The organism is Candidatus Methanoperedens nitratireducens, from assembly GCF_000685155.1.
GTDB classification, from domain to species: Archaea; Halobacteriota; Methanosarcinia; order Methanosarcinales; family Methanoperedenaceae; genus Methanoperedens; species Methanoperedens nitratireducens.
The window spans coordinates 231,751-257,763 of the sequence record NZ_JMIY01000003.1; the positions used below are offsets into that span (position 1 = coordinate 231,751).

General features: G+C 43.6%; 27 protein-coding genes and 1 tRNA gene. 14 read left to right on the forward strand and 14 right to left on the reverse strand.

Translation table 11 applies throughout. The annotated features are described in order from the left end of the window. Nucleotides 1-5 precede the first annotated feature (5 nt). Nucleotides 6-920 (reverse strand): hypothetical protein, encoded by a 915-nt coding sequence (locus tag ANME2D_RS07840; protein WP_048090304.1) that lies wholly within the window; start codon nt 918-920, stop codon nt 6-8. A 460-nt stretch (nt 921-1,380) separates the two neighbouring features. On the opposite strand from ANME2D_RS07840, the gene ANME2D_RS07845 reads away from it, so the two are divergent. After that, nucleotides 1,381-1,587 (forward strand): DUF5371 family protein, encoded by a 207-nt coding sequence (locus tag ANME2D_RS07845; protein WP_048090306.1) that lies wholly within the window; start codon nt 1,381-1,383, stop codon nt 1,585-1,587. Nucleotides 1,588-1,657: 70 nt separating this feature from the next. Here the strand turns inward: ANME2D_RS07845 and endA are convergent, their stop codons facing one another. Beyond that, a complete protein-coding gene (gene endA, locus ANME2D_RS07850; protein ID WP_048090594.1) occupies nt 1,658-2,713 on the reverse strand; it encodes a tRNA-intron lyase in 1,056 nt (351 codons plus the stop codon). A 244-nt stretch (nt 2,714-2,957) separates the two neighbouring features. On the opposite strand from endA, the gene yciH reads away from it, so the two are divergent. Further along, nucleotides 2,958-3,266 (forward strand): stress response translation initiation inhibitor YciH, encoded by a 309-nt coding sequence (yciH, locus tag ANME2D_RS07855; RefSeq protein WP_048090308.1) that lies wholly within the window; start codon nt 2,958-2,960, stop codon nt 3,264-3,266. 154 nt (nt 3,267-3,420) lie between these two features. Here yciH and ANME2D_RS07860 read toward each other — a convergent pair whose 3' ends face one another. Then, complete coding sequence (locus ANME2D_RS07860; RefSeq protein ID WP_048090310.1) at nt 3,421-4,251, reverse strand: F420-dependent methylenetetrahydromethanopterin dehydrogenase; 831 nt, start codon at nt 4,249-4,251, stop codon at nt 3,421-3,423. A gap of 107 nt (nt 4,252-4,358) precedes the next feature. On the opposite strand from ANME2D_RS07860, the gene ANME2D_RS07865 reads away from it, so the two are divergent. From ANME2D_RS07865 to ANME2D_RS07880, 4 genes are all read left to right on the forward strand, one after another. Further along, entirely contained in the window at nt 4,359-4,892 is a 534-nt protein-coding gene (locus ANME2D_RS07865; RefSeq protein WP_048090311.1) for a class I SAM-dependent methyltransferase, read from the forward strand. A 35-nt stretch (nt 4,893-4,927) separates the two neighbouring features. Next, on the forward strand, nt 4,928-5,353 hold the full coding sequence (locus ANME2D_RS07870; protein ID WP_241763338.1) for an FAD synthase: 426 nt from the start codon (nt 4,928-4,930) through the stop codon (nt 5,351-5,353). 123 nt (nt 5,354-5,476) lie between these two features. Beyond that, nucleotides 5,477-7,063 (forward strand): right-handed parallel beta-helix repeat-containing protein, encoded by a 1,587-nt coding sequence (locus tag ANME2D_RS07875; protein ID WP_048090313.1) that lies wholly within the window; start codon nt 5,477-5,479, stop codon nt 7,061-7,063. Nucleotides 7,064-7,426: 363 nt separating this feature from the next. After that, nucleotides 7,427-9,139 carry a NosD domain-containing protein gene (locus tag ANME2D_RS07880; RefSeq protein ID WP_157834018.1) on the forward strand — a complete coding sequence of 571 codons (1,713 nt, stop codon included), beginning with the start codon at nt 7,427-7,429 and terminating at the stop codon, nt 9,137-9,139. A gap of 23 nt (nt 9,140-9,162) precedes the next feature. On the opposite strand, the gene ANME2D_RS07885 is transcribed toward ANME2D_RS07880, so the two are convergent. The 3 genes from ANME2D_RS07885 to ANME2D_RS07895 form a co-directional block, all read right to left on the reverse strand. Continuing rightward, entirely contained in the window at nt 9,163-10,302 is a 1,140-nt protein-coding gene (locus ANME2D_RS07885; RefSeq protein WP_048090317.1) for a pyridoxal phosphate-dependent aminotransferase, read from the reverse strand. Between the two features lie 81 nt (nt 10,303-10,383). Then, on the reverse strand, nt 10,384-11,031 hold the full coding sequence (locus tag ANME2D_RS07890; RefSeq protein WP_048090319.1) for a TfuA-related McrA-glycine thioamidation protein: 648 nt from the start codon (nt 11,029-11,031) through the stop codon (nt 10,384-10,386). Further along, nucleotides 11,028-12,272 (reverse strand): YcaO-related McrA-glycine thioamidation protein, encoded by a 1,245-nt coding sequence (locus ANME2D_RS07895; RefSeq protein WP_048090321.1) that lies wholly within the window; start codon nt 12,270-12,272, stop codon nt 11,028-11,030. Before ANME2D_RS07895 ends, ANME2D_RS07890 begins: the two co-directional genes overlap by 4 nt. A 68-nt stretch (nt 12,273-12,340) precedes the next feature. Here ANME2D_RS07895 and ANME2D_RS07900 point away from each other — a divergent pair, with 68 nt between their 5' ends. From ANME2D_RS07900 to dph2, 3 genes are all read left to right on the forward strand, one after another. After that, nucleotides 12,341-13,306, forward strand: coding sequence for a formylmethanofuran dehydrogenase (locus tag ANME2D_RS07900; RefSeq protein ID WP_048090323.1), 966 nt, complete (start codon nt 12,341-12,343; stop codon nt 13,304-13,306). Between the two features lie 276 nt (nt 13,307-13,582). Continuing rightward, nucleotides 13,583-13,673, forward strand: a tRNA-Arg gene (locus ANME2D_RS07905). A gap of 61 nt (nt 13,674-13,734) precedes the next feature. After that, nucleotides 13,735-14,706: a diphthamide biosynthesis enzyme Dph2 gene (dph2, locus tag ANME2D_RS07910; protein WP_048090324.1), complete on the forward strand. Its 972-nt coding sequence runs from the start codon at nt 13,735-13,737 to the stop codon at nt 14,704-14,706. On the opposite strand, the gene ANME2D_RS07915 is transcribed toward dph2, so the two are convergent. Then, the gene (locus ANME2D_RS07915; protein ID WP_048090326.1) at nt 14,700-15,053 is read right to left on the reverse strand and encodes a Smr/MutS family protein; all 354 of its coding nucleotides are present in this window, start codon (nt 15,051-15,053) and stop codon (nt 14,700-14,702) included. The genes dph2 and ANME2D_RS07915 overlap by 7 nt on opposite strands. A gap of 95 nt (nt 15,054-15,148) precedes the next feature. Between ANME2D_RS07915 and ANME2D_RS07920 the strand changes: the two genes are divergently transcribed. The 3 genes from ANME2D_RS07920 to ANME2D_RS07930 are packed head-to-tail and all read left to right on the forward strand — an operon-like array spanning nt 15,149 to nt 17,538. Further along, the gene (locus tag ANME2D_RS07920) at nt 15,149-16,192 is read left to right on the forward strand and encodes an amidohydrolase family protein (protein ID WP_048090328.1); all 1,044 of its coding nucleotides are present in this window, start codon (nt 15,149-15,151) and stop codon (nt 16,190-16,192) included. A gap of 20 nt (nt 16,193-16,212) precedes the next feature. After that, nucleotides 16,213-16,665, forward strand: a complete 453-nt coding sequence (locus tag ANME2D_RS07925) for a universal stress protein (protein WP_048090329.1) — start codon at nt 16,213-16,215, stop codon at nt 16,663-16,665. Nucleotides 16,666-16,671: 6 nt separating this feature from the next. Further along, nucleotides 16,672-17,538, forward strand: coding sequence for a CBS domain-containing protein (locus ANME2D_RS07930; RefSeq protein ID WP_241763332.1), 867 nt, complete (start codon nt 16,672-16,674; stop codon nt 17,536-17,538). Between the two features lie 25 nt (nt 17,539-17,563). Here the strand turns inward: ANME2D_RS07930 and ANME2D_RS07935 are convergent, their stop codons facing one another. The 6 genes from ANME2D_RS07935 to ANME2D_RS07960 all read right to left on the reverse strand — a co-directional run bounded on the left by ANME2D_RS07935 (nt 17,564) and on the right by ANME2D_RS07960 (nt 20,301). After that, on the reverse strand, nt 17,564-18,058 hold the full coding sequence (locus tag ANME2D_RS07935; protein WP_048090331.1) for a CDP-2,3-bis-(O-geranylgeranyl)-sn-glycerol synthase: 495 nt from the start codon (nt 18,056-18,058) through the stop codon (nt 17,564-17,566). 59 nt (nt 18,059-18,117) lie between these two features. Continuing rightward, nucleotides 18,118-18,567 (reverse strand): deoxycytidylate deaminase, encoded by a 450-nt coding sequence (locus ANME2D_RS07940; RefSeq protein WP_048090600.1) that lies wholly within the window; start codon nt 18,565-18,567, stop codon nt 18,118-18,120. A gap of 31 nt (nt 18,568-18,598) precedes the next feature. Then, nucleotides 18,599-18,964 carry a phosphoribosyl-AMP cyclohydrolase gene (gene hisI / locus ANME2D_RS07945; protein WP_394295696.1) on the reverse strand — a complete coding sequence of 122 codons (366 nt, stop codon included), beginning with the start codon at nt 18,962-18,964 and terminating at the stop codon, nt 18,599-18,601. A gap of 46 nt (nt 18,965-19,010) precedes the next feature. Next, entirely contained in the window at nt 19,011-19,586 is a 576-nt protein-coding gene (locus ANME2D_RS07950) for a Kae1-associated kinase Bud32 (protein WP_048090335.1), read from the reverse strand. Nucleotides 19,587-19,751: 165 nt separating this feature from the next. Beyond that, complete coding sequence (locus tag ANME2D_RS07955; RefSeq protein WP_048090337.1) at nt 19,752-20,003, reverse strand: type II toxin-antitoxin system MqsA family antitoxin; 252 nt, start codon at nt 20,001-20,003, stop codon at nt 19,752-19,754. Beyond that, nucleotides 19,996-20,301 carry a DUF4258 domain-containing protein gene (locus tag ANME2D_RS07960; protein WP_157834019.1) on the reverse strand — a complete coding sequence of 102 codons (306 nt, stop codon included), beginning with the start codon at nt 20,299-20,301 and terminating at the stop codon, nt 19,996-19,998. The genes ANME2D_RS07955 and ANME2D_RS07960 overlap by 8 nt, the downstream gene beginning before the upstream one ends. Nucleotides 20,302-20,405: 104 nt before the next feature. Here ANME2D_RS07960 and ANME2D_RS07965 point away from each other — a divergent pair, with 104 nt between their 5' ends. Then, nucleotides 20,406-21,302, forward strand: a complete 897-nt coding sequence (locus ANME2D_RS07965) for an SDR family oxidoreductase (protein WP_048090339.1) — start codon at nt 20,406-20,408, stop codon at nt 21,300-21,302. Here ANME2D_RS07965 and ANME2D_RS07970 read toward each other — a convergent pair. Further along, nucleotides 21,253-22,680, reverse strand: coding sequence for an ATP-binding protein (locus tag ANME2D_RS07970; protein ID WP_048090340.1), 1,428 nt, complete (start codon nt 22,678-22,680; stop codon nt 21,253-21,255). The genes ANME2D_RS07965 and ANME2D_RS07970 overlap by 50 nt on opposite strands. Before the next feature lie 182 nt (nt 22,681-22,862). On the opposite strand from ANME2D_RS07970, the gene ileS reads away from it, so the two are divergent. Continuing rightward, a complete protein-coding gene (gene ileS, locus ANME2D_RS07975) occupies nt 22,863-26,012 on the forward strand; it encodes an isoleucine--tRNA ligase (protein ID WP_048090342.1) in 3,150 nt (1,049 codons plus the stop codon). Nucleotide 26,013: the final 1 nt, after the last annotated feature.

Here is a 26,013-nt window from a genome sequence, read left to right on the forward strand (position 1 = left end):
CAGATTTAAACAGATGTAAGGTCTTTTGAACTGCTATATTTCTTAAACATCATGGCTTCGCTCTGGCTTATGCCCAGGAGCTTAACAAGCATCCTGATGTCGCTGCCATCCAGAGAGACAGGTTTAGCTATTGCATTCCCCTTATAAAGTATCGCTCCTCCTCTCATGTTTGCGCCAGCATAACCTTTAGCCTTACCTGCGATGATAAGGGTCCCGCCCCTCATATATGCTCCTGCGAACTCTTCCGTATCACCAACAACAAGCATCCCTCCCCTGAGAAGCACACCGCTGTTCATCCCGGCATCACCATGCACATGAACAGTTCCACGCCTCATCAATATACCGGTGCTCATGCCCGCATCTCCTTCCACAGTAACTCCAATATCAGAATCAAGCCTTGCAGCAACTGTGTCCCGGATTAGTCCATCCTTTAACAAAAGACAACCACCGGTCATGATATTGGGCGGAACAGGGGCTTCTTTAAATCCTTCCCGCAGTATTCCAGTAATCGATCGGTACTTATGATAACCTGCCAGATCTGATTCAACCTCTATGATATTGCCCGCAGGCCACCTTACAGTCCCTTTAACATAGATCGCACCTGAGACCATACTTATACCCATGCGGGTATCAATATCTCCATCAATGATTATGGAGCCCACCTCCTGAGGTTCGCCCCTCCCGCCAAAGAACTTCAAGTCAACGCCAAGACTGCTGCCCAGCCTGCGGCCAGCATTCCCTTTAATATGCACATCCTCTCCACGCTTTAAACATTCAACAAGATCAGAATATGTATAAGAGGTATCTATCTGGTGAGGAATAACACTGGAAGGGACAAGCCTGCTGCCCATATGCTGCCAGTAAAAATCATAGGTGAAATCGCACAGACAATCAACAGGACGGGAGAACTCAAGATACATACAGGATACTTCCTTGGGTTAAATTTGGTAACAATTTGGGTATAATCTTGGAAAACTTCTTTAAGTATTTAGCTGCTTTAGAAGCATTGAGGAACCTGTATTCCTATCCTATCCAACAAAATTTTACTTTTTTGGTTCCTCATTCTATTAATATGATATTCCTCTAATAAACTTTTCTATTCTGGAATTTTATTAATTAAGGATCATTTATATTCTATAAAATGAAGTTAAAATACACAAAAAAGCCAATGCCTGTTGAAATATATAGGTAGATAAAAGAAAATCTTTTCTTCGCAATGCTTAAATAGTGTCATCATCATCATAGAAAGCGGGCTGTAATATAAGTAAATAGTTAGTCAAAAGTTTTATCCCCCACACTATAACGTGTAAACTTCAGCAGGGTTAGAAGTTTTGGCGGCTTACTTATGTTGTGGACTACTTTATTCACAAGGAGACAAAAATGGCAAAAATAATGCATGCACAAACGGTTCTCACGATTGAAGATATCGAAGCACTGAAACAAAAGACAGGAGAGAGCAGCACCAAGGATGCCCTTGCTAAGGCGGTTGCACATTATCTTGATTGCGAATACACGCAGGTAGAGGATATGTGGGCCAAGAGACTTGAGAGAGTGGTCAAGCGTAAAAGAAAGGAAGAAGTAGATTAAAGAACGTGGGTAATAATGCTGGCTGTTCCGATGATACTCACAATCCCGACTTCAAGATCTCAGGTTATCATCACAGTCGCATCCTTCCTATAATAAAAAAATCAACCTGAGCATCGGCGATTGCATAAATCATTTCCTTTCTTACACTATTGGCAAGCCGTACTGCACGTGAGACCTGCTGCAGCGAAAATATATGATCATGCGATATAGCATGGATAAGATAATCTGAATGGGGTAAATGGGATATATCTTTGATATCCTTGTAAACCCTGAAATGTGTCCCGAATTTGAATCCAGTCTTAGGAACAAGCCCGCCATCTCGCAGCTTCTCATAAGTCTTATATTTTATCATGAAGTCAGACTCTATTTTAGATGCTATTCTTAAGAACATAGTAAGATCCAGACGTTCATGGTTCCTTTGTTCGATTTCCAGAATTCCCCTGTTCAAAAGATAGCACGATTCGACAAGCGATAGCTGCAGATGCCCTTCATCCATTGGTCTGCCAAAAAAACCATTGTTATGAAGCAAATATGATACATCAGGATCCCAGACCATTACCCTGTCCTCAAGCAGACTTGCTACAGACAATGGCCTATCCAGTTCTAATTTGAAAGAGCCAGATAGAACTGTTCTTTTAGCCTCGTAGAAAGTAATATCACTTTCCTCATCCACTATAGCCAGGATTAAACGCTTCCTTAGATTCTCAACAGTATCAAGCTGGGCCTTAAGATCAGAGAGCGGTAGTGGTATTCTCTCTGAAGTTACAAGCACAAAAAATTCAGCAGGCGTTTTACCTGGATGCCCTCCTCGAGGATATACCCTGAAACCAGTAACAGAAGGCTGGACATAATATCCACGTTCTCTTAGATCTTTATAGACTATATATGATAGCTCAAAATTTTTTATTATGGATGAAGCTCTCAGGAAGAATTGTTTAAAATCAAGTTCATTTCCTTCGAACTCTACTATTATCTTTCCCATATAGAAAAGGTAAGCACTCTCAGCTAGAGAAAGCTCAAGAGCATCGCCTCTGGGACGTCCGTAAAAGCTTGTTTCATATAGTTCCTCAATCGCCTGCTTGCCGGCAATTACTTTATCTCCAATTAATTTTCCGTATAATGTCATATTGTCTCCAGGTATCCTTTTCCTCATATAGAAGATTATATAAACAGGAAAAAGTATAATTGATATGTTAATATTAACATATGAGGGTTTCTTCAATATAAATATCATTGCAAAATCTGACTGGATATTATTCTTTCAAGCTCTGCATTTTTGCAATTCCCATACCATTATATTTATACAAGAAGCATCAAGAAGTTATATAACACTCTTACGTAATATAAGAATGGAGGTATTAATCCAAAAAATGAGTTCAGAAATGTGCACTGTCTGTGGATTGCCAAGAGAGCTTTGCATATGTGAAGAAGTGGCAAAAGAACAGCAGAGAATAGTTGTCAAGGTAGATACGCGAAAATATAAGAAAGAAGTTACGGTGATAGAAGGCCTTAACCCCAGTGAGATCAACCTGCAAGAGTTGACGACATATCTAAAATCTAAGTTCGCATGCGGTGGGACGATAAAAGATAATATTATCGAACTTCAGGGCAATCATAAGAACCGGATGAAGGATGTTCTTATTCAGAAAGGTTTTTCACCAGAACAGATCAAGGTATGAATCCCTTTTTCAACAGCAGTGGAAGATATGTCATCATGTAAAATTATAAAATATTAATTATACAATCTGTATTACAATCTTTAAAGTGCCCTGTACTTAGATCCGGTATAAAGAGCAGAAAGGAAGTGTTTTTCACTTCCTTAAATTATCAATATTACTGGGGTTTCTCCAGTAGTTTTGTCTTGGATAACAGTCTTCCGTCCTTTGCATGTGGTTTTCTTAAAACAGAGTCGTTTGATTTCTCTATTTCTCGAGCCTCATCAGCAAGCCTGGCGGCAGTGCGCATAGCCTCGTGCCCTGCGGCTGCGGCAACTGCAATCTGCTCTAACTCTTTTAATACAAAGCATGCCTGGAAATCGATGTCTGCGACTTTAGTAGCTATGTGAAGTGCAGCAAGGGCTTTGGCCTTTGCATATGGGTTTGAGAATCCGGCGCTTTCAACACATCTCTCAGGTTTTGCGAGAATATGTGGAAGGGTCAGCGGTCTTTCTGCACCTACTGCAACCTGATCAACGACAGTGTCGAGTTCTGCCTGGACAAGCCTGATTGCACCGCATACAGACAGTACCTTGAGTGCATCGCTGTTGAATGATGCCATCTCAACCGGATCAAGGAATTCTCTTTTTGCACCGATTAACGGATCAACCGGCAGTATTATATAACCAAAGCCTGCCTGTTCCAGTTTCTCCCTGTCATCTTTCTTTGTCGGACCGTCTGAGACAATTATCGTGGGAATATCCCTCCAGATCTCCCGTGCCCCTGTTGGACCGGGTGCAGATGCGTTGGGGCTTGTAATGATCACAAAATCAGGCTTCCAGCTCATAAAGGATGCCGTATCAGCAGCATCATCCTTACCCATCTTTGCCCCTGTTCCGAATACGCGTACTGCAATTCCCTCTCTAGCCGCAATCTCATCAAGTAATAGATCTATTACCAGTGAGGTTCCCAGGTTTCCAAGTTTTACAAATCCTATTTTAACGACCATATTTGATCACAGGGGAGATTTGCTGGATATATTTATAAGGTTTTTGAAATTGTTCTGGTACATCTAAAAATTGATAAGCATGCCGGTCAATAAAACGATAGGATAACATGATAAAACAAAAATCAATCCTGGAGATCAGTTGTGGAGGGCACTCAACACTATACGAGACCGGGGGGAAGGAATGGGAACTGTTCGTCGGAATAGATATCAATATGAGTTTATGCAAACAGGCAAAGAAACAGGGGCTTGAGGTAGTATGCTGTGATGCATTCAACCTTCCTTTCAAACCAAAATCATTCCAGGATATATATATACAGTGCTTTACAGCGCTGCTTGAAAAAGATGCTTTGAGCTATGCATTCCAGAGAAGCGATTACGACGAGTTCTGCGAGTTCATGGGCAGCGAGATAGATTACGCATGGCAGGTAATCGACCCGTTTTATGAATTGCTGCTGGAATGCAAGCAGGTGAGTGACCATATCATATGCCTTCCCTCATGCAATCTTGAGATGAACAAGTACCTTGTTAACGCAGTCAAGAACCTGCCCAGCGTTACTATCGATGTTGATTCTCCAGAGAGATGGGGTAATAAAAAGGCATGCGTGATGTACCTGGATATAGACTGTAATATATACGTCTGATCTACAAACATTTTTAGCGATCAAAAATAATCTTGATGCTTATGGTCAGAGTCCTTGCAACCGGTACTTTTGATATACTGCACCCGGGGCATCTTCTATATCTCTCAGAATCAAAGGCCCTGGGCGATGAGCTTTATGTAATAGTGGCGCGCGAATCTATGATAAAGCATAAACCAAAACCAGTAATACCTGAAGAACAGAGGCTTGCTATGGTCAGGGCGCTCCGTATGGTTGATAGGGCAATACTCGGAAGCGAGCATGATATGCTTGGACCGCTTTATGAAATAGAACCTGATATCATAACGCTTGGTAAAAACCAGTTATTCAATGAAAAGGAACTTGAGAATCAATTAAGAGCACACGGTATAAGAGCAAAGGTAGTAAGAATCCAGTCGTTTGACCCGTGTGAGCTGTGCAGCAGTTCGGCAATTATCCGAAGATTACTCAGGCCAGACAGATAACACTATGCAATAGACGTATTTCACAAGTTACTTATAGTTTTGAGCTAATGTAAATAGCGGAAGTGGGCTTGCTTGGGTATTGTCTGAGCAACTTCCATGTATGTATAAGGGGTGAGAATAGATATGGTGGATAAAAATTTTAAGGAGCGTACTGCATTTAGAATAGGAATTATAAATCTTGTAATCCTATTGCTGGCAGGTGGTGCGTGGGCTGCAACATTAACAGTAGACGATAGTGGTGGTGCAGATTTCCTGAGGATCCAGGATGCGATAGACAATTCAAGTGACGGAGATACTATCCTGGTCTTCAGCGGTACTTATGTTGAGAACGTGGATGTGAACAAGCAGCTTAACCTTAGCGGTATTGGTCGGCCTGTTGTAGACGGAAACAGAACAGGCAGTGCTATAACCTTGAGCGCGGGACGGAGCGTGCTTGATGGGTTTGAAATCATCAACACCCAACTGCCACATGCGGGAATAGACGTAGTTTCAGATAATAATGTTATTACCAACAACTCCGCACCGGGAAACTCTGTCGGAATAATTCTTCGGTCTTCCAGCAATAACACACTTGAAGGCAATACTGTCTTACACAATGATATCGGCATATATCTGGATTCCTCAAACAACAATATTGTAAGTGACAACTATGTCCCATTTAACTCTGAAGACGGCATATTTCTGAACTCTTCAGATAGCAACGTACTGAGCGGCAACTTCTTAGAGTTCAATAACAATGGCGTATCTCTATCCAGGTCCAGCAATAATACGCTGAGATTCAATACTGCATTGAGTAATCGTTTCGGAATTGCTGTGACAGGGGATAATAATATGTTAAGTGGCAACGCTGCTGTGGATAGCCTAACCGCAGGTATCAACATAGTGGGAAATAATAACATTTTAAGTGATAATCGTGCTGATTCTTTCGATATGGCTTCCTACGGTATCACTGTAAGTGGAAGCAATAACATACTGAATGGCAACACTGCCTTCGATAACATTTTAATCGGCATCAGTATAGAGGGAAACAACAATACGCTGAGTAACAACTCTGCATTCATTATATTTGGTGGGCATAGTGAGTTCGGCATAGCTGTTACAGGAGATAGTAACACATTAAGTGACAACACTGCTTTGGATAACCAGGGCTCAGGTATCCGTATTGAGGGGAGTAATAACATTTTAAGTGACAACAACGCCTCGTCTAACGATATCGGCATATTCCTGTTATCTTCCAGCAACAACGTGCTGAGCGGTAATATTGTCCAGTCAAATGAGAATGGTATCCGCCTTGATAACTCAAGTGGCAACACCATCTTCAACAACTTCTTTAACAACCCGAACAATGCTCGAGATGATGGAATCAATATCTGGAACATCACAAAGACTGCGGGAACGAACATCATAGGTGGCCCCTGGCTTGGAGGCAACTTCTGGTCTGATTATACAGGGGAGGATCTGGATGGAGATGGATTAGGAGATACACTGATTCCTCACAACTCATCGGGCGGCATAGCAATAGGCGGGGATTTTCTACCACTGGTTACGCCCACTCTAGTACCAACGCCGACGCCTACTCCGACACCTACTCCGACGCCTACTTCAACACCTACACCACCAATTCCTGTCCCGGAGTTTCCAATCAGCATAGTATTCCCGGTTATTGGTATACTGGGCATGATGCTGTTGCTGGCCAGAAGAAGGGACTAATCTTATCCCTTCTTTTATCATAAGAAAAAGACGACTAACAACGAACTCAAAACGAACTTAAACTAACTCATCAGCCCGAGTTCGTATCGAGTTCGTACCAGTTCGTTGTTTATATTAGCTGAACCACATCCGAGTCTAAGATGCGATGTAAACACAGAGTGCTATGGATCTTACTCTGTGTCCTCTGCGCACTCTGTGGTTTATAAAGTCATTATAATATGGTATGCGGGAAACTATAAATCGCTATGCATCCGGCGTATTTCGCAAGGCTTTTATAGTTTCGAACTTATCTAGACACTGGAAGTGGGCTTGCTTAGAGATTATCTGGGCAGTTTCATGTATGTATTAGGGAGGGAGAATATAATGGCTAAGATTTTTGAAGGGCATACTGCCCTTGGAATAGGGATAGTGAATCTTGTAATCTTAATGCTGGCAGGCGTCAGCGGTGCAGCAGAAATAAGCTCCTGTACCACTATTTCCTCGCCAGGTGAGTATGTGCTCAACCGGAGCATAATAGACAGCGATGCTACAAGCTGCATTAATATCACCTCAAATGATGTTGTTTTTGACGGCGCGGGTCATACGATAGATGGAGATGGAACTGGGACTTATGGCGTGCATGTCTATAATCCAACAATAACAGTGCTGACAAATGTTACTGTTAAGAATTTGGTAGTAACGGACTGGGATGATGGCATCTTATACCATCAGGTAGCAGGTGGAAGCATCGCCAATAATACCGCAAACTCGAATGGCATTGGAATCAACTTAGAAGGTTCCAGTGGTAATATATTAACCAATAACACCGCAAACTCGAACAGCATTGGAATCAGTATCGGAGATTCCTGGAACAATGAATTAATCAGTAACACCGCAAACTCGAATACAGTCTATGGAATCGGCTTGGGTGTCAGCCGCGGAAATATATTAACAGCTAACAATGTATACTCTAACAACATTGGAATTGGCATCGTAGCTGCAGATGGCAACAGATTAACAGGTAATAATGCAAACTCGAACAGCATTGGAATCAGCATCACCCATGATTCCACTGAGAACGACCTAGTCAATAACAATGCAAGTTCGAACAGTGATACCGGGATCCTCCTTGTCGGCACATATAGGGTTGGTGATAATTTATTAATTAACAATAATGCAAACTCGAACGGCTATGGATTCCGCATCGAAGGTTCCAATAACAATGAATTAATCAGTAACAATGCATATTCGAATCGTTATACTGGAATCTCGCTCTCGGGCGCAAGCAGCGCAAACACACTAACAGCTAACAATGTAAACTCGAACGGTTATACTGGAATCGAAATCCTCGATTCCGATGGCAACAGATTAACAGGTAATAATGCAAACTCGAACAAGATTGGAATCAGCATTACCCATGGTGGAATTGATAACACCCTGATCAATAACAATGCAAGTTTGAACAGAGATACCGGCATCCTCCTCGCTAACGGCGCAGGGCCCGGGGTTAGTGATAATATATTATCTAACAATACTGCAAACTCGAACGGCTATGGATTCCGCCTCGAAGATTCCCATAAAAATGTATTAGATAGTAACAGTGTAATCTCGAATACCATATATGGGATCTCTCTTATAAATTCCAATGATAACATCATCAACAACAACCACTTTGACAACATCAACAACGCGTATGATGATGCATCATACGAATTCAACACATGGAATAGTACAAAAACTGCTGGAGTAAACATTATCGGCGGCCCTTATCTTGGAGGTAATCACTGGTCTGATTATACCGGTGTTGATATAGATGGAGACGGTCTGGGAGATACGCTGCTTCCATACAATTCATCAGGAAATATACTAAATGGAGGAGATCATTTACCATTAGTTACTCCCGTCTCGACAGTAACCCCAACTGTTACACCAACAGCAACTCCAACCGCCACACCAACAGTAACCCCAACTGCTACACCAACAGTGACTCCAACACCTACCCAACCAATTTCTGTCCCGGAGTTCCCGATCAGTGTAGCATTCCCGGTTGCAGGTATACTGGGCATGGTGCTGTTGCTGGCCAGAGGAAGGGATTAATCTTATCCCTTCTTTATTTTTATCTATAGAATCGCTTCAATGCGCTGCAGGGCTTCCTTGATGCGCTCCTGGGACGTTGCGTATGATATTCTTATAAAATCATTTCCGGCAGAGCCGAATGCTGAGCCGGGAGTAGCTGCAACAGATGCCCTGTTAAGTAGAAGTTCAGCTACCTCTTCTCCATTTCCATACTCGCTTACATCTGCAAAAGCATAGAAAGCGCCATCAGGACTGGTACATCTGATACCGAGTTCATTCAATCCTCTGATGAGCAAATCCCTTCTTGTCTTAAATTCTCTGACCATATCTGCAATACAGATCTGGTCGCCAATGAGAGCCGCCACACCTGCATACTGTACAAAAGAAGTAGCCTGGCTTACCGAGTGAGAGTGGAGTTTGAGCATCTGCTCATATATCTTCTTTGGTGCGCTCACATATCCAAGCCGCCATCCTGTCATTGCGTATGCCTTTGAGAAGCCATTCACTGTGATTGTCAGACCCTGCATTCCGTCCATTGAACCGATGCTGATGTGTTCCCTATCATAGATTATCTTCTCATAGATCTCATCAGATAAGACCATGATATTATTATCAACAGCAAGATCGGCAATCTCTTTTAATGTCTCTTTGCTGTATACACCGCCTGTTGGATTACATGGGCTGTTTACTACAATAAGTCTGGTTTTTTCAGTTATATATTCTCCAGGCTCCACAGGTCTAAAGCCATCATCCCGGGCGGTTGGTGCCCATACTGCTTTTGCGCCTGCAAGTTTCACGCATGGCTCATAAGAGACCCATGCCGGATCAAACAGGATGGCCTCATCACCCTCATCAAGCACAGAGAGCATGACTTCAAATATGGCCTGTTTTGCTCCGGGAGTGACTATTATACTGCCTGCCTGCGCATCGATATTATTCTCTTTCTTTAATTTCTCTGCTATTGCCCGCCGCAGCTCCGGGATTCCGGGTGAGGGCGTGTAATGTGTCTCGCCCCGGTCAAGAGATGCCTTTGCTGCATCGATAATATGCCCGGGTGTAGTAAAATCCGGCTCACCCAGACTGAAGCTTATTATGTCCTTGCCCTGGCTTTTTAATTCACTTGCAAGATTTGATATCCTGAGCGTTGTCGATTCTGTAATATTTTGCAGTCGTTTTGCAGTCATAGAGTACAGCCAAAGACTCTTTTCTGATATTTAAGCCATTCCAAACTTGAGAACAAATGCGTAAGTACTAATATTTCAAAATCAGCGACTGATCTCTTTTATCTTTTCAAGCACCAGAACAGCATCTTCCCGCTTTACATCCACCTCATGTCTCTTGAAAAAATCAAGCAGCTTCTCCTTATCTGAATCCTCGATAATCCCCTCTTTGAGCGATCCTGTGATTATATTCTGGTAACTTCTTTCAGGGTAGAATATTTTTCTGGCTATACCTATGATAGATGCAGCCTGTTCCCCGGTCAAAATTCCAGCATCATGTGCTGCTTTAACTGTCAGTCTGATGTTTACAAGCGGGACTGAGAGCGCTTCCATCGTTTCCGCATTAAAAGTTACTGCGACCTCATCATCGGATTCTATGATGCCGCTCCTGTACATCTCGTATATCCTGCCAGCACCGACCATGCCATAGGATTCAAGCTCAGATGCACGAAGCGCCCCCATACTTGCTCCGCCTACCACTGTTATACCGCTCCTCAGCGCTTCTATTATTTCCCGATGTGCTACCGCCGCGCTGTCAAAGAAAACCCCATCGATAATACCGATTATATCTGGCGAGGACCTGATAATCCTTCTGATATCATCACGCTTCACCGGGGGGCGGTAATCTGCATCCAGAATCTTTTTTGCGTCGCTGTAGCTTATACTCGTGCCCGTGTACACCACGATTCTCATCTTGACACTCTCTTCTTTTTCTTGATGCGCTCTCCTTTTCTCTCACGATCAAGCGTATAGAGTTCAAACATGGGGATTATTGCCCTTATCACCGGTATATCCACACCCCTTGACAGGTCAACGATTATTGCCCCGTCTGCAGTACCCTCAAGTTTCTCAATCACAGTGCTGATGTTAGCAGCAGGCGTATTGCTTGAGCTGTCCACAAGTTCATCCATTTGTACTTGCTCTAAATCGACTGAATCATCAAGCCAGTAGCTGTTTAACTTTCTCATATGGTCGTAGCCGAAGGTTCGCACAACTCGCTCCCTGTCTGTATCCTCGCGTGCACCGTGTATCTGGACAACCCGGCTCTGGGCTGCCTCTGTAAGCGCCCTTGTTACAGCTATCTCAGGCTGCAGGTGTGCCCCGGCTCCCATGACCAGCAGGGCCGGGTCTTTTAGAACATTATCATCAAGCGCCACAACGACTGTGGGGATATCCACATCTGATTCAAGCAGCCAGAGCTTTACTCCGATTCCTGCCTCTTCCATCCGCCTCTTTAACTCGTAATTTAAGCCGTCGTTATCTGAGAGTATTATTTCCTTGCCAGGATTCCGTGTGAACTCGGCAATACTGAGGGCATCCCGTTCTATAACCTCAAGCAGACCGTGCAGCACTGCCTCTTCAATCGTATTTCCGGATGCAAGGCCGTTGGTATTGCTCCTGAAGATCTGGTCTCCACTTGCGGGATTATATGGATGGAATACAGCATTGGAAGGCACGAATACCTCAATATCGTTCATAATATCATATCCCATGATCCACTCAAGGCGTGTTAATTCAGAGAGTGGCCGGGGCAGGAGAAGGGCATCAGGGTATAGAGCAGGGTAGTTCTCGCTGAGGGATTCATAGGTATCAACCACCTTATCCGTATTTAAATCAATACCGCTCAGGTTGATGCTGACCTCGGGCTGCTCTGCAAGGCAGCGCTCAAAACTCTCCATTATCGCAGAGATCCTTGCATTGGTCTCGGTTGCCCCTTTTCCTGAGTATATGGATATGGCACCAGCCGCCGCGCTTGGCCTGATGGCAGAGAATACCGGGATGCCAACACGGTCAAGATCTGTGATATTGGCGATACGGGTCACACCTATTTTAGGAAGAAGCCTGGTTGTATTCTCAAGCGTGGTCTCAGGAGGCAGTACACGCTGCGTGCCTTCAATATACCTGATATTCGGGTCTATGGTTATTTTGCTCATTGTTTTGGCATTCTTATTGGGTAAGGGTTATATATCTTGCGATAACGAATAGTCGAGGTGAGGTAGTTATGGAGCTTGAACTGACCGACAGGGTAGATAACCTGTGCGATTATACATATAATTTCACATGGCAGAACAGTAATCTTAGCCCTGAGAGCGTCATCCCTTCTCAAAAGGGTACGAATTACACTTTCAAAGATCTTGTGGATGAGTTAAGGAAGGGCAAAGAAGTGAGGATTACAGGAGATGTGGGGAATAGACTCGCGTACAGCCTTGGTGTTGACCTGAAGCATTTTGGAGGAACGGGAGCGCCTGAGAGAGCAGGAGTGCTCTATGTCGATGGAGATGTCTCTTCCGAGATGGGAATGGGCATGGTCTCAGGCACGGTCTATATTAAAGGCAGAGTAGAGGAACCAATCGGAAATGTGGTTGAGGTTGTATCCGATGAGACGGGTTACCATAAGTTCAGGTCTATAACCGAGGTCCTGTGCAGGGGATCGGGGAAAGATATCCTTATTAAAAATAAATACCATGATCGAAAAAGGCACCTTGTACTGGATGACGGCATACTCCGCGGAACAGTGGCCGCGCGATGCAGTTGCGAAGCCCTTGTCACAATAGAAGGAGATGCCTGCAACGGTACAGGACTGTTGATGCAGAAAGGTACAGTACATATCGAGGGAGATGCAGGGATGAATACAGGCGCACACCTTGACGGCGGGGTTGTTGTTGTTGAGGGCACGGCAGGTGAGTTCGCAGGCGCATACATGAAAAAAGGCACGCTGATACTAGAAGATGCTAAAGGATTCGCGGGCGCAAATCTGAGCGATGGGGTGATCTTTGCAAGGAAGAAGATAAAAACCGCGCCTCCTGTTGAGGAGCTTACGATATCGCAGGATGATGCCAGCCTGATAAGGAAATACCTTGGTCTGGGCCACATCGAGGCAATGAGCTATCATAAATACGGGATAATGAGGGAGAGGCTTGTGCGCATGAGGGATGGATCTGTGGTGGTGAGGAGGGTGGGGGAGTAGTATTCCAAACGGCTATAAGCGAGAGAATTCTAAAATTAAGGAAGCCATGTGCAATAGATATATACTAGAAAAATGATAGGAGGGTAGTGGACAGGTGGGGATTATGGTGGTGCGAAAAAAGTTTATATTACTGCCCACTACAGTTCGTACATATGCGAATGAAGTATTTATAGTTATGGGTGCATGTCGATTCTGGTTCTCCGGGTTCAAATAAAGAAGAAATATAAGCGATAGATTAAAGTCAGTAACTGATAATTAGACTCAAAATGCCTCAGAGGGCGCGTGGCCTAGTCCGGATATGGCGGCAGCCTCCTACTGTTTCCCAGGAGAAAGCTGTAGGTCGGGGGTTCGAATCCCTCCGCGCCCGTATATCATAAATAAACAGGGTAAAAATATAAAGAACCTATACTTAACTATAAAATTTTAGCATGGAACAATTCGATTTTGATCTGGAACGTATACTTAAAACTATAAAAGATAAAAACTGCAAAAAGGTAGGGCTTCAGTTTCCTGAGGGACTGAAGAGGCAGGCAATTAATATTGCGAGGGAAATAGAAGAAAAAACCCGGGCAAACGTCATTATCTCAGGCAACCCCTGCTTTGGAGCCTGTGATATCGATACCATCCTGGCAGGCAGTGTCGATATACTCTTTCATTTCGGGCATGCGGGGATGGGAGAGTATGAGAATGTGGTCTTTATTGAGGCACGCTCAAACATCGATATCATACCCGCTGTAAAGACTGCTTTAAATCTCTTAAAGGCCAACAGGATCGGCCTGATAACCACGGTGCAGCATGTCCATAAATTAGAAGAAGCCTGCAAAGTTATAAAAGAATATGGAAAAGAGTGCGTTATTGGAAAGGGAGATCCAAGAGCAATCTATCCGGGTCAGGTTCTCGGGTGTAACTTCACGGCAGCGCGAGTTGATTGCGAGGAGTTTATTTATATAGGCAGCGGCATCTTTCATCCTCTGGGTGTTGCGATTGCAACTAAAAAGAGAGTGATCGCAGCAGATCCTTTCTTGAACCAGGCAGTTGAGGTCTCTCCTGAGAGGTTCCTTCGGAAGCGGGGTGGATATATTGCAAAAGCAACAGGAGCAAAAATTTTCGGTATAATCGTTTCAACAAAAAGCGGACAGTACAGAATGAAGCTGGCACAAAAACTCAAAGAGATCGCGGATAAGCATGGGAAGATAGGGTACATTATCTTAATGGACCTTGTAACTCCAGAGCAATTGCTGGCATTCAAGGCCGATGCTTACGTGAACACAGCATGTCCGAGGATCACGATCGATGACGCTGAACGATTCCATGCTCCGGTACTGACACCTCAGGAGTTTGAGATTGTACTTGGGGAGAGAAGATGGGAGAATATGGAAATGGATGAGATGATTCAATAATCGCACAGGGGCATCTCTTTCCAGTCCCTATCCACCGGTGTCGGATTTGGACGAAGCGCAAGGGTTATCGACCCATCACTAATCCTGTGGTTCTTTGATTCTTTTTCCTGTACCCATCTTGCGAGTTCACCGCTCCTTAACATGGAACGCAGCGTGAACTTGATGCTGCCTCCATCTTTTTTATGCCTTATATCCGTTGAGCCGTGTATTAGCCTGATATGCCTGAACCCATGCTCATAGGCCTCTTTGATTTTTTCACGCGCTGCCATTATTGCGGTCCTGTGGGAGTAATCATGAAGGTCAACTTCAACACACCTGTTAAAGATATCTACCTCAAACTGTGCCATGAGAAGGGTATTATTCTGTAATTTACTTAAAGTCTTGTAAACACCGGACACCGGACAACGAAAAACGCAAATATTATAAAAGAAGTTAAGACCGCATGGAACAGACCCTGGAAGGGACCATAATCTGCGGCGATGAATTTGAGCCTGTTGATGGTTATATCACTATAGAGGACGGCGTAATAAAAGATATCGAAGAGCGCGCAATCACCTCAGATACCATAATCGCACCCTGTTTTGTGAATGCGCATACGCATATAGGCGACTCTGTGATAAAAGACCCGCCATACCTGCCGCTTCCTGAACTCGTGCAGCCTCCTGATGGATTAAAACACAGGGTGCTGCAGGATACACCATATAAAGACCTGGTCATCTCTATGAGGGCTTGCATTGACGATATGATAAGAACCGGCGTATGCGCTTTTGCAGATTTTCGCGAAGGCGGGCTAACTGGTGTCCTGGCGCTCAGGGATGCGATTGGATCCAGTGATAAGATTGAGGTAAAGATTTTCGGAAGACCTTCTGATAAGGATATGAGCTACCTTGACCTGTGCGATGGAACAGGACTGAGCAGCACCAGTGATCTGGAGATCGGTTCCATAAGGGATATTATCAGGCAGACAAGAGCAAAAAGAAAAAAATTTGCCATCCATGCAGGTGAGAGGAATTCATCAGATATATCTCCTGCTCTTGAGCTTGAACCTGATTTTTTGATTCATCTCACCCATGCACAAAATAAAGATATCAAATCCATCTCAGAAGCCGATATACCCGCTGTCGTCTGTCTGCGCTCAAATTTCCTGACCGGTTCAGGAGCCCCGCCAGTAAAAAAAATGCTTGATGAGGGCATCCTCGTTGCAGCCGGGACTGATAACGTAATGCTCAATTCTGTTAACATGTTCTCTGAGATGGAGTTCCTCGCCAAAACGCATATTTATGATGACAGACAAGTATTTAAGCTGTGCACGCTAAATGGAGCAAAAATACTAGGGCTCGATAAAGAACTAGGCTCGATTAGAAAGGGGAAAAAAGCAAGGCTTATGATCCTGACTAAAAAATCAAGTAATATGCGGGGTACAAGGAATCCATTAGGCAGTTTGGTGAGGCGTGCAAGGCCGGATGATATTATCGGGATAATCTAAAATATGGGAGGAGAGAACATATGGCAAGTAAATTATACAAAAAAATATTGATCGCAACAGATGGCTCAGAACATACAAAAAGAGCGATTGATTACGGAATAGAGACGGCAAAGAGTACTGGGGCAAAGCTATATGCTATCTATGTGATTGATACTGCAGCATTTGCTTCAGTCCCGATGAACGCAGCATGGGAGAGCATGTACGGACTTTTAAGACAGGAGGGCGATGAGGCTACAAGGTATGTGGCTGAGAGGGCACAGGATGAGGGTCTGGAAGTTGAGAGACTTACAGTTGAGGGAAATCCTGCTGAGGAAATAATTAAGTATGCTGAGAAGAACTCGGTAGATCTTATAGTGATGGGAACACTGGGAAAAAGCGGTCTTGACAGGTTCTTACTGGGAAGTATTGCCGAGAAAGTAGTGCGCAGCTCGAAAATACCTGTACTTATAGTTCGTGGAAAAGGTGGCAGGTGATATATAATGGCAATGGCTGATACTCCTGAAAATGTCAGGGTTGAAGAAGTGATGATCAGGGAAGTTGCTTCTGCTGAGTTACCAGGATCAAGGGATGAAGTCCTTGAGATATTAAAGACAAAACATATATCAGGTGTTCCTATTGTTAAAAACGGTGTTCTGGTCGGGATTGTAACTCGAACTGATCTATTAAAGAACCCTGAGGAGGAACAGATAGCAATATTAATGACTCGAAATCCTGTAACAATATCACCTGATAAATCTATAGTTGAAGCAGCACGCGTGATCCTGAATAAGAACATCAGACGTCTGCCTGTGGTCGAGGATCATTCTCTTGCTGGCATTATTACCATAGCTGATATAGTAGGCGCAATAGCGCGGTTAAACATTACCGAGCCTATCAGTAAATACGTTGCAAGTGGTGTTGTTGCTGTCTGGAGCGATACACCCATTCTTGTGGCTGGTGCTATTATGGATCTTGCGGATGTAAAGGCCGTTCCGATATTAGATTCAAACCTGGCCTTGTTAGGTGTGGCATCTGATAAGGATCTCATCGGTGCAAGTGCGATTGAGGACAGAACTGAGGTATCAAACATGTCAGCAGGATCGGATGATGATGCATGGACATGGGAATCCCTGCGTGATACGATGAACTTATACTACAGCATATCTAAGATCAAGCTTCCGGATACACCTGTAAGAGATATCTTAAAACATATAGGTGAGCCTGAAACAGCAGTATTAAGTTCGCAGGTGAGTGATTGCGCCAGGAAGATGAGACGCAACAGGGTCGATCAGTTGCCTGTGATATCAAGTGAGAGGAAACTTTTAGGTCTCCTGCGCGATAAGGATCTGTTGAAGTCTATAATCTGATCTCTTTATCTGCAGGATCTTCCTTTTACCAGGGCTCCTTTTTTAATTTTATATAGTATCCGATGATATTAGTCACTCGATGAAGTACGGGCGTCAGGATCAGTACTGTAATTATTATCAAAGGCTCAAAGCTCTGAGTGAACCATTGTGGATCAAAAGCATACGTAAGAACCCATGCACCTATCACGAAATCGAGCTGGTCGATCAGCGGGAGTTTTGCCCCCCGAGCGAATCCGAGCCTTCGTTTAAAAAAACTCTTTACTATATCGCCAAACAGAGCACCGAAAGAGAGGGTTACAATAGCGATCAGGGATGGAGTTATAAGGATATCACCCACTTGCGAGATCTGCCTCTGTAAAAGACCAATGATGATCCCGCATGCTGTACCTCCAATCAGCCCGCGGAACGTCTTGCCGTCACCGAGTATCCTCCGCCCGTCCCTCCAGTTCTTCCCGAAGTCGATAGGTGTTCCACCTCCGAATACTACGGCCGTCGGATTGGCAATATAAGCTGGAAGCATCAACCACAACGCCAGTATAATTATATTAAATAAATAAGTTATCTCAGACATATAAAGGTTCAAGGGCTTAATACCAGTTGTTCAACTTTAACCCCGGCTTTATCAAAAAATTTCAAGGCATCTGTATCGGGATAATCTATCCCGAAAACCACTTTTTTAATATTAGCATTGATCATCATCTTTGCACAGAGGATACATGGCTGGTGGGTACAGTAAACAGTTGCATTCTCGATACTCACCCCATGGAGTGCTGCCTGTATAATTGCATTCTGTTCTGCGTGCACAGCGCGGCATAGCTCATGCCTGGTTCCTGATTCTATATTATTCTGCTGTCTTATGCAGCCTATATCAAGGCAGTGCTCCAGGTTTCGGGGCGCGCCATTATATCCGGTGGAAAGAATCCTCTTATCTTTCACTATCACCGCGCCGACCTGGTTCCGAAGGCATGTGGAACGTTTTGATACAATGCCGGCAATCTCCATGAAATATTCATCCAGTGTGGGTCGCATCAGCGGTGAATAAACATCAAATGATAAATATTTACTGCTTGTAAATCTCATCCGGCTCAAATAATTTCTCGCCGATCACCTCTCCATCGATAGTACGGTAAAAGCATGATCTATAGCCAGTATGACATGCGCCGCCTATTTGTTCTACCTTGAGTAGCACCGCATCTGCATCGCAGTCTATCAGTATATCATGAACGATCTGCTCATGGCCTGAACTCTCCCCTTTCTTCCAGAGCTTGCGCCTGCTCCTGCTCCAGTAGTATCCCCTTTTTGTCTCAATGGTCTTTTTTAGCGCTTCCTTATCCATGAATGCTACCATCAGAACGTCACCTGTTTTATAATCCTGGGCTATGGCTGTAACCAGACCATCCTCAAATTTTAGATTTTCTATATCCATAATAAACCCTCAAGATAATTCTAAAGGTTAATAATTTATCCGAACGTCACGCATACCTGCCCCTTGATTCAATCTCCTTCACCCGCTCGATCACCTCTGATGCATTACTGAAAGTTCTGAAATATCCTCTCTTAAAGGCTTCGATAAGCTCCTCATGGTTCTCATGAGTGCTCTCGAATGTCTGGAAAAGCACATGTATATCCACGCCCCTTGCCTCCAGTGTTTTATCAAGATACGCCAGGCCGAAGTCAATCAGGTACAGTTTTCCATCTTTCAATAATATGTTCGATGTCGTGAGGTCGCCGTGCACGATCCCGCATGTATGAAGCCTCCCGATAAGCTCTCCTGCCTGTTCGCAGAGCAGTGGAGTGATTACGTTTTTCAGGGCTGCTCCATTGATATACTCCATCTTTATTTCAAAATCCGTAATATCCCTTATTATTGGTGTTGGGACGCCGCATCTTCGCGCCTCTGATATCAGTCTTGCCTCTGTCCTTGTCCTGTCCCGCCTTAAAGCCTCATCGATCTCCTTGAGCCTGTACCGCTTCTGTACCCTTGTCTTGATGATCGTATTCTCTTCTAAGGTTATAACGGCTTCAGCGCCGCTTGCAATTATTACCATGAATGTAATGGGGTCTGCTCAAATATCACTACCTTGCAAACTTCATTGCGGGGCATCAGCGCCAATGCTCGATGGTTTTGCATGTCTATTCGTTTGCCGGAGTTCGTGTTTCTTTTCAGGTGCAGGATTATGGTGATTTCTCCTTAATGATTTTTTATAGGCTTCCTACGCTGGTATTCTCTCAGAGAAGATATCTACCGGGACACAGATAGTTTTATCCCACTTTTCTTTTGTCTGAATCCTCCGTTCAATCTCTTTAGCCACCTTTGCAGTGAGATATTTTTCACCACATTGCTGACAAACACCTGCCGGTACATCCTTAAAGATATACAACTTTCCTTTAGAACGATAATCTAATTCAACCTTATCTTCCTTTACTTCCCCGCCACAAAAGGAACAATCTCCATATTTATGCATCACTATTACCTCTTTTGGCTCTCATTCTTTCATCAATCCATTTTGGTGGTTTTGGTATATATACTGTTATTACTCTAATCCAATTTATAGATGTATAACCACAGACAATGTGAATTTGTCGGTTTTGTGAATAGCCAAGGATGAGACAGCTTTGTCCCCTTGGATCATCATGATATTCTTCTAATATCTCACCATTGGAAATAGCTGTTTCTAAGTCAGAGATCGTTATATCTTCAGCATACCTTTCCTTTTCTGCATGAAAGCTAATTTCATACATATTTAAGTTCGTTTGATACATACTTTCACCTGTTTGCATTAATTGAATTTGTATGATTTTATATAAGTGAGCCACAGAGAGCAATAAGCTTTTATTGTCCAGGTCAGAATACAATAAGTTAGAAAATGATTCTTGTTACGGGAGGAACTGGATTCGTGGGCAGCCATTTAGTGAGAAGGCTTGTTCAGGAAAAGATTCAAACTCGCTGCCTTGTGAGAAAGACTTCAAGCCTTGAAAGGTTACCTCGAGGAATAGAAGTGGTTTATGGAGATGTTAACGATAAAGAATCTTTAAAGAAAGCAACCGAAGACGTGGAAGCAGTTATTCATTTAGTGGGGATAATATTGGAGCACAAAGGAGCAACATTTGAAATAATTCATACACAGGGAACAAAAAACCTTGTGGAAGCAAGCAGGGAAGCTGGAGTGAAACGCTTTATCTATGTAAGTGCCCTTGGTTCAAGGGAGAATGCGCAGAGCAGATATCACATAACAAAATGGCAGGCTGAGCAAGATGTGATAAAAAGCGGAATGGAATATGTTATCCTGAGACCGTCTATTATGATAGGAGAACGGGGAACGTTTATAACTATGCTTTCAAATGTTATCAAGAAAGCACCTGTTGTACCAATTATAGGTGGGGACAGTAAGGTTCAGCCAATTTACGTTGAGAACACAGTTGACTGCCTGATAAAATCATTAACAGAAAGAAAAACAACCAACAGGATATTTGAAATCGCAGGTCCAGAACAGATAACCTACCGGCAGCTTTTTCTTACCTTAATGGAAGCGCTTGGCGTAAAAAAACCAACTATAGATATACCGATATGGCTGATGTGGCTGCCTGCATATATTCTTGAGAATGTGCTTGATAAACCTCCTATTACAACACAGCAGTTAATAATGCTGCAGGAAGACAACATCTGCGATATAAAAGAGATGCAGGAGGTTTTTAATCTAAAGCTTGTGCCGCTCAGGGATGTCTTAAAAAAAACTCCTGTCGCCGGGATAGCAGAAAAGTAGAGAAATCCCTGAGATCAAAAACAAGATAACCCATACTCTTCAGTTTTTCTTTATCCTTAATGTCCTTTGCGATAATGCCATATCTTTCCTTGCGCCGGGCATTATGCCATTTCACCAGCTCCGCTTTGCGCTTTAATTTAGCTAATACTATCTCCACCTCTTTATTATTCAATGAACTCCACTTACATTTAAAAAAGGATATTTCCTTTTTCTCTCTGTTCAAAGTAATTATGTCTATCTCCTCATTTCTATGCCACCATCTGCCAATATCCATAAATTCAAAATCCAGTAAACCTTTTCGGTTCATTTCTATCAAAAATTCGGCTGCCAATTTTTCAAATGCCTTCCCAAAATAAGAATTAATATCTTTCATGATCAATTCAAAAGCCCTTTCTGGATTGATTTCCAGCAAGCGTGAATTTCTGTAGATGAACCTGAACCAGAAATTAAAAAAATTATCCAGAAGGAAATATCTTGTGTCTCTGGTGCGGCTCATTATCACTGGTTTTTCTCTGATTACTATCTCGTAATTATTTACAAGTTCGTAAAGGTATTTTGATACTGCACCCGGCTGCAAACCGGTATAATCTGAAATCTCCTTTGGAGTTGAATTTCCAGATGAAATTGCTTCAAGTATCGAGAAATAGCTCCTGTGCTCAGAACCAAACTCAAGTGTAAGAATATTTTTTCCTTCCTCTGCCAGTATCTTTGTATCTATAAATAATTTTTTAAAAGTCTCCACAGGGTCCCCGGTTCCTATCTGCCCGGCAAGAAGAAGATATTTTGGAACACCGCCAAATATGAAATAGAACTTTGAAGCATTCTCTATTTCTAAATCAAAAAAAGCGCTCAGAAAGGCATAACTATCAAAAAAGTTAAATGGTTTTAGATTGAAAAGCATCGTAGCTCTTCCAAATAGCGGTTCTTTAGTATCTTTGAATATTTTCTTAATCATTCCAACATATGAACCTATTATCAGAAACATATGCTGCGATTCATTATGATTTAAGTCCCAGTGTTTCTGGAATTTTGAAAATATACCTGGATTAACTTTACTTAGATTCTGGAATTCATCGAATACCAGGGTCAATTTCTCTTTCTGCTTAAAAATCAGATTGAAGAAATCATCCCAGCTATCGATCCTGGGTTTTATTTTGAGTATCTCTCCAAACGAATCTTCTATGTCTTTAAAAATCAACGCTTCCGGTTTTATTTCTATAAAAATATAAACGGCTTTCTTTCCTTTTATGAATTCACGGCTCAATTCAGTTTTTCCCACCCTCCGCCTGCCATAGATCACCACAAGGGAAGATGAGCTTGATCTGTAAATATCCTCCAGTATGCGAATTTCGTTTTTTCTGTCTATAAAGCCTACCATACAGTAACATACTGTTCAGTTTGTATATAAAAATTACGACCATCGCCAATCACTAATCTCCACACCATGCTGGATGTACCCACGAGCGGAAAGATACACTTAAACGGCATAGATATTACAAAAACCATAAGGTTTTAATTGCATCATCACATTACTACCCTCTGTTCTTTGGAGATTATTTTATGCTAAAAGAGGCTATGCAATACGATGCAAAGGTCATCGAGCAGAATATACAGAAATTCTGGGATGAAATAGATGCTTATTCCCGTGTAAGGGAACTTAGAAAGAAAGGCAAAAAATTCTTCTTTGTAGATGGCCCGCCCTATACCACAGGCAGGATCCACCTCGGTACTGCCTGGAATAAAATAATCAAGGACTCAATACTGCGCTACAGATCAATGAACGGTCATCATATACTTGACCGGGCAGGATGGGATATGCACGGCCTCCCCATCGAGGTGAAAGTAGAGGGAGTTCTCGGGTTTACATCAAAAAAAGATATTGAGAAATACGGTATTGGCAATTTCGTAGACAAATGCAAGGAATTTGCACTCTCTCACAGGGATGAGATGACAGTTCAGTTCAGGAACCTGGGGGTCTGGCTTAACTGGAAGGACCCGTACATGACCCTGCGTGATGAGTACATAGAAGCTGCATGGTGGACCCTGAAACAGGCACATAAAAAGAATCTTCTTGAGAAGGGACTGCGGGTTGTGAACTGGTGCCCGAGATGCGAAACAGCCATAGCAGATTCAGAGGTAGAGTACTGGGATGAGACCGATCCCTCAGTATATATAAAGTTCCCCCTCAAGAATGAAAATACATTTATAGTGATATGGACTACCACGCCCTGGACCATACCTGCCAATATTGCTGTTGCAGTGCATCCTTCCTTCGAGTACGTGAAAGTAAAAGCAACAAAGGACGGGCAAGAGGAAATACTGATAATGGCAGCCCAGCTCATGGAGAATGTCCTGAAACAGGGCAGATATAAAGAGTACGAGGTACTTGAAACAATGCTAGGAGAGGACATAAGTATTGAATACCTGCATCCGCTTGCTGATAAAGTACCCAAACAGAAGGAATTCCCGCACAATGTTTATATAGCTGATTTTGTCACTGCCGAGAACACCGGATGCGTCCACATAGCTCCAGGTCATGGTATGGATGACTTTGAGCTGGGGATGATGCACAAACTCCCGATCTTCTGTCCGGTCGGTCCTGATGGCAGATACACAGACGAGGCAGGAGAGTACAAAGGGATGCATGTAAGGGAAGCCAATAAGGTAGTGATCGATGATCTGGTAGAGAAAGACTTACTTTTAGCAGGCGGTGAGATCTCACACAGGTACGGTCACTGCTGGAGATGCAAGACACCGATCATCTATCTTGCCACAGAGCAGTGGTTCCTGCGGGTGATGCAACTTAAGGAGAAGATGCTTGAGGAAATTAAGGAAATCAAATGGTATCCTGAGTGGGCAGGTTCCGCACGTTTTGCGGACTGGATTGAGGGATCTCGTGACTGGTGTATATCGCGTCAGAGGTACTGGGGAATCCCTATACCTGTATGGGTATGCGAATTCTGCGGCGATATGGAGGTGATGGGAACCAGGGATGAGCTCAGGAGCCGCTCAGGCATATCAGAACTCGCAGACCTTCACAGGCCGAATGTAGATAATATACATATCAAATGCAAATGCGGCGGAAGGATGAACAGGGTCCCTGATGTATTTGATGTCTGGTTTGATTCAGCGGTCGCATCATGGGCTACATTGAATTTCCCGAAGGATGAAAAGACATTTAAGGAGTGGTGGCCTGCAGATTTTATCACAGAGGGTCACGACCAGACACGGGGCTGGTTCTATTCTCAACTGGGGGCAAGCATGACCGCCTTTGATAGGGCACCGTACAGGAGCGTACTGATGCACGGGTTTACCCTTGACCTCGAAGGCAGGAAGATGTCAAAGAGCCTTGGCAACGTCGTATCGCCTGAGGAGGTTGTATCAAGATACGGTGCAGAATCCCTTCGCTTATATGTTCTCTCACAGAATGCGCCCTGGGAAGACCTCAAGTTTAGCTGGGATGAGATCGGGAATGTATACAGGATGCTGAATATCCTCTGGAATGTCTACCGCTTCCCCCTGCCTTATATGATCCTTGATAAGTTCAATCCGCTTGAATACCTGGATTCGCCAGGTGCTCTGCCTCTGCGCCTTGAGGATAAATGGATTCTCTCAAGACTGCAGTCCCTGATAAAACAGGTAGATGCTGCCATGTCAGAGTACAGCCTCCATAAGGCCACACGCTCTATATCCGGGTTCGTACTTGAGGATCTTTCGCGCTGGTATATCCAGCTCATAAGGCCAAGAACGTGGCGCGAGGCAAACGATCCAGATAAGCTGGCAGCATATTATACCCTGTATGAGGTTCTTGCTACAGTGACCAGGATTATAGCACCTTTTGCGCCCCATATATCAGAGGAGATGTACCAGAACCTTGTACGTAATATCGACCCTGCATCACCTGCAAGCGTTCACATGTGCGACTGGGTGAAGCCCAGGGATGAGTTCACCAGTACCGAACTTGAGACGAGTATGGATATCATAAGAGAGATCGTTGAGGCCTCATCCAACGCAAGGCAGAAATTAAAGCGAAAACTTAGATGGCCTGTAAAGAGGATTGTCGTGGCGCCAAAAACAGATGAGGTAGCTTTAGCAGTCAAGAGCCTTGAATCCGTACTAAAAGAGCAAACAAATGCCAAGAAGATCGTACTGCTCACAGCAGGTAAGCCATGGGAAGAACTGGGTGTTGAGGTAGTACCTAATCCGAGCGCAATAGGCCCTGTATTTAAAAAAGAGGCAGGTAAAATAATAGCTGAGTTAAAGACAGCGGATGGGAAAGCGCTTAAGGGGGTACTTGAAGAAACAGGCAGTTTTGAACTTAAAGCCGGAACGATCACACCTGATATGGTAAGCTTCAGGGATACGATCCCGCCTGCTGTCGCCCATGCTGATTTCTCAGCAGGTGATGTATATGTTGATACAGAGCTCACGCGCGAGATCGAATCTGAGGGCTATGCACGCGAGGTTATAAGGAGAATACAGGATATGCGAAAAGAGCTTGACCTGGCTGTAGAAGAGGAGATAGAGGCAGTGGTAGAGATCAAGGATACAAGGGTTGCTCATCTTGTATATGAACTAAAGGGCTTTATTGAAGGTGAAGTACGGGCGAGGTCACTGATGATCGACTCTGATATCAGGGTAGAGGGTGATCTCATCAAGGACTGGGAAGTTGAGGATGTCAGGATCAGGATCGGTGTATCGAGAACATAGC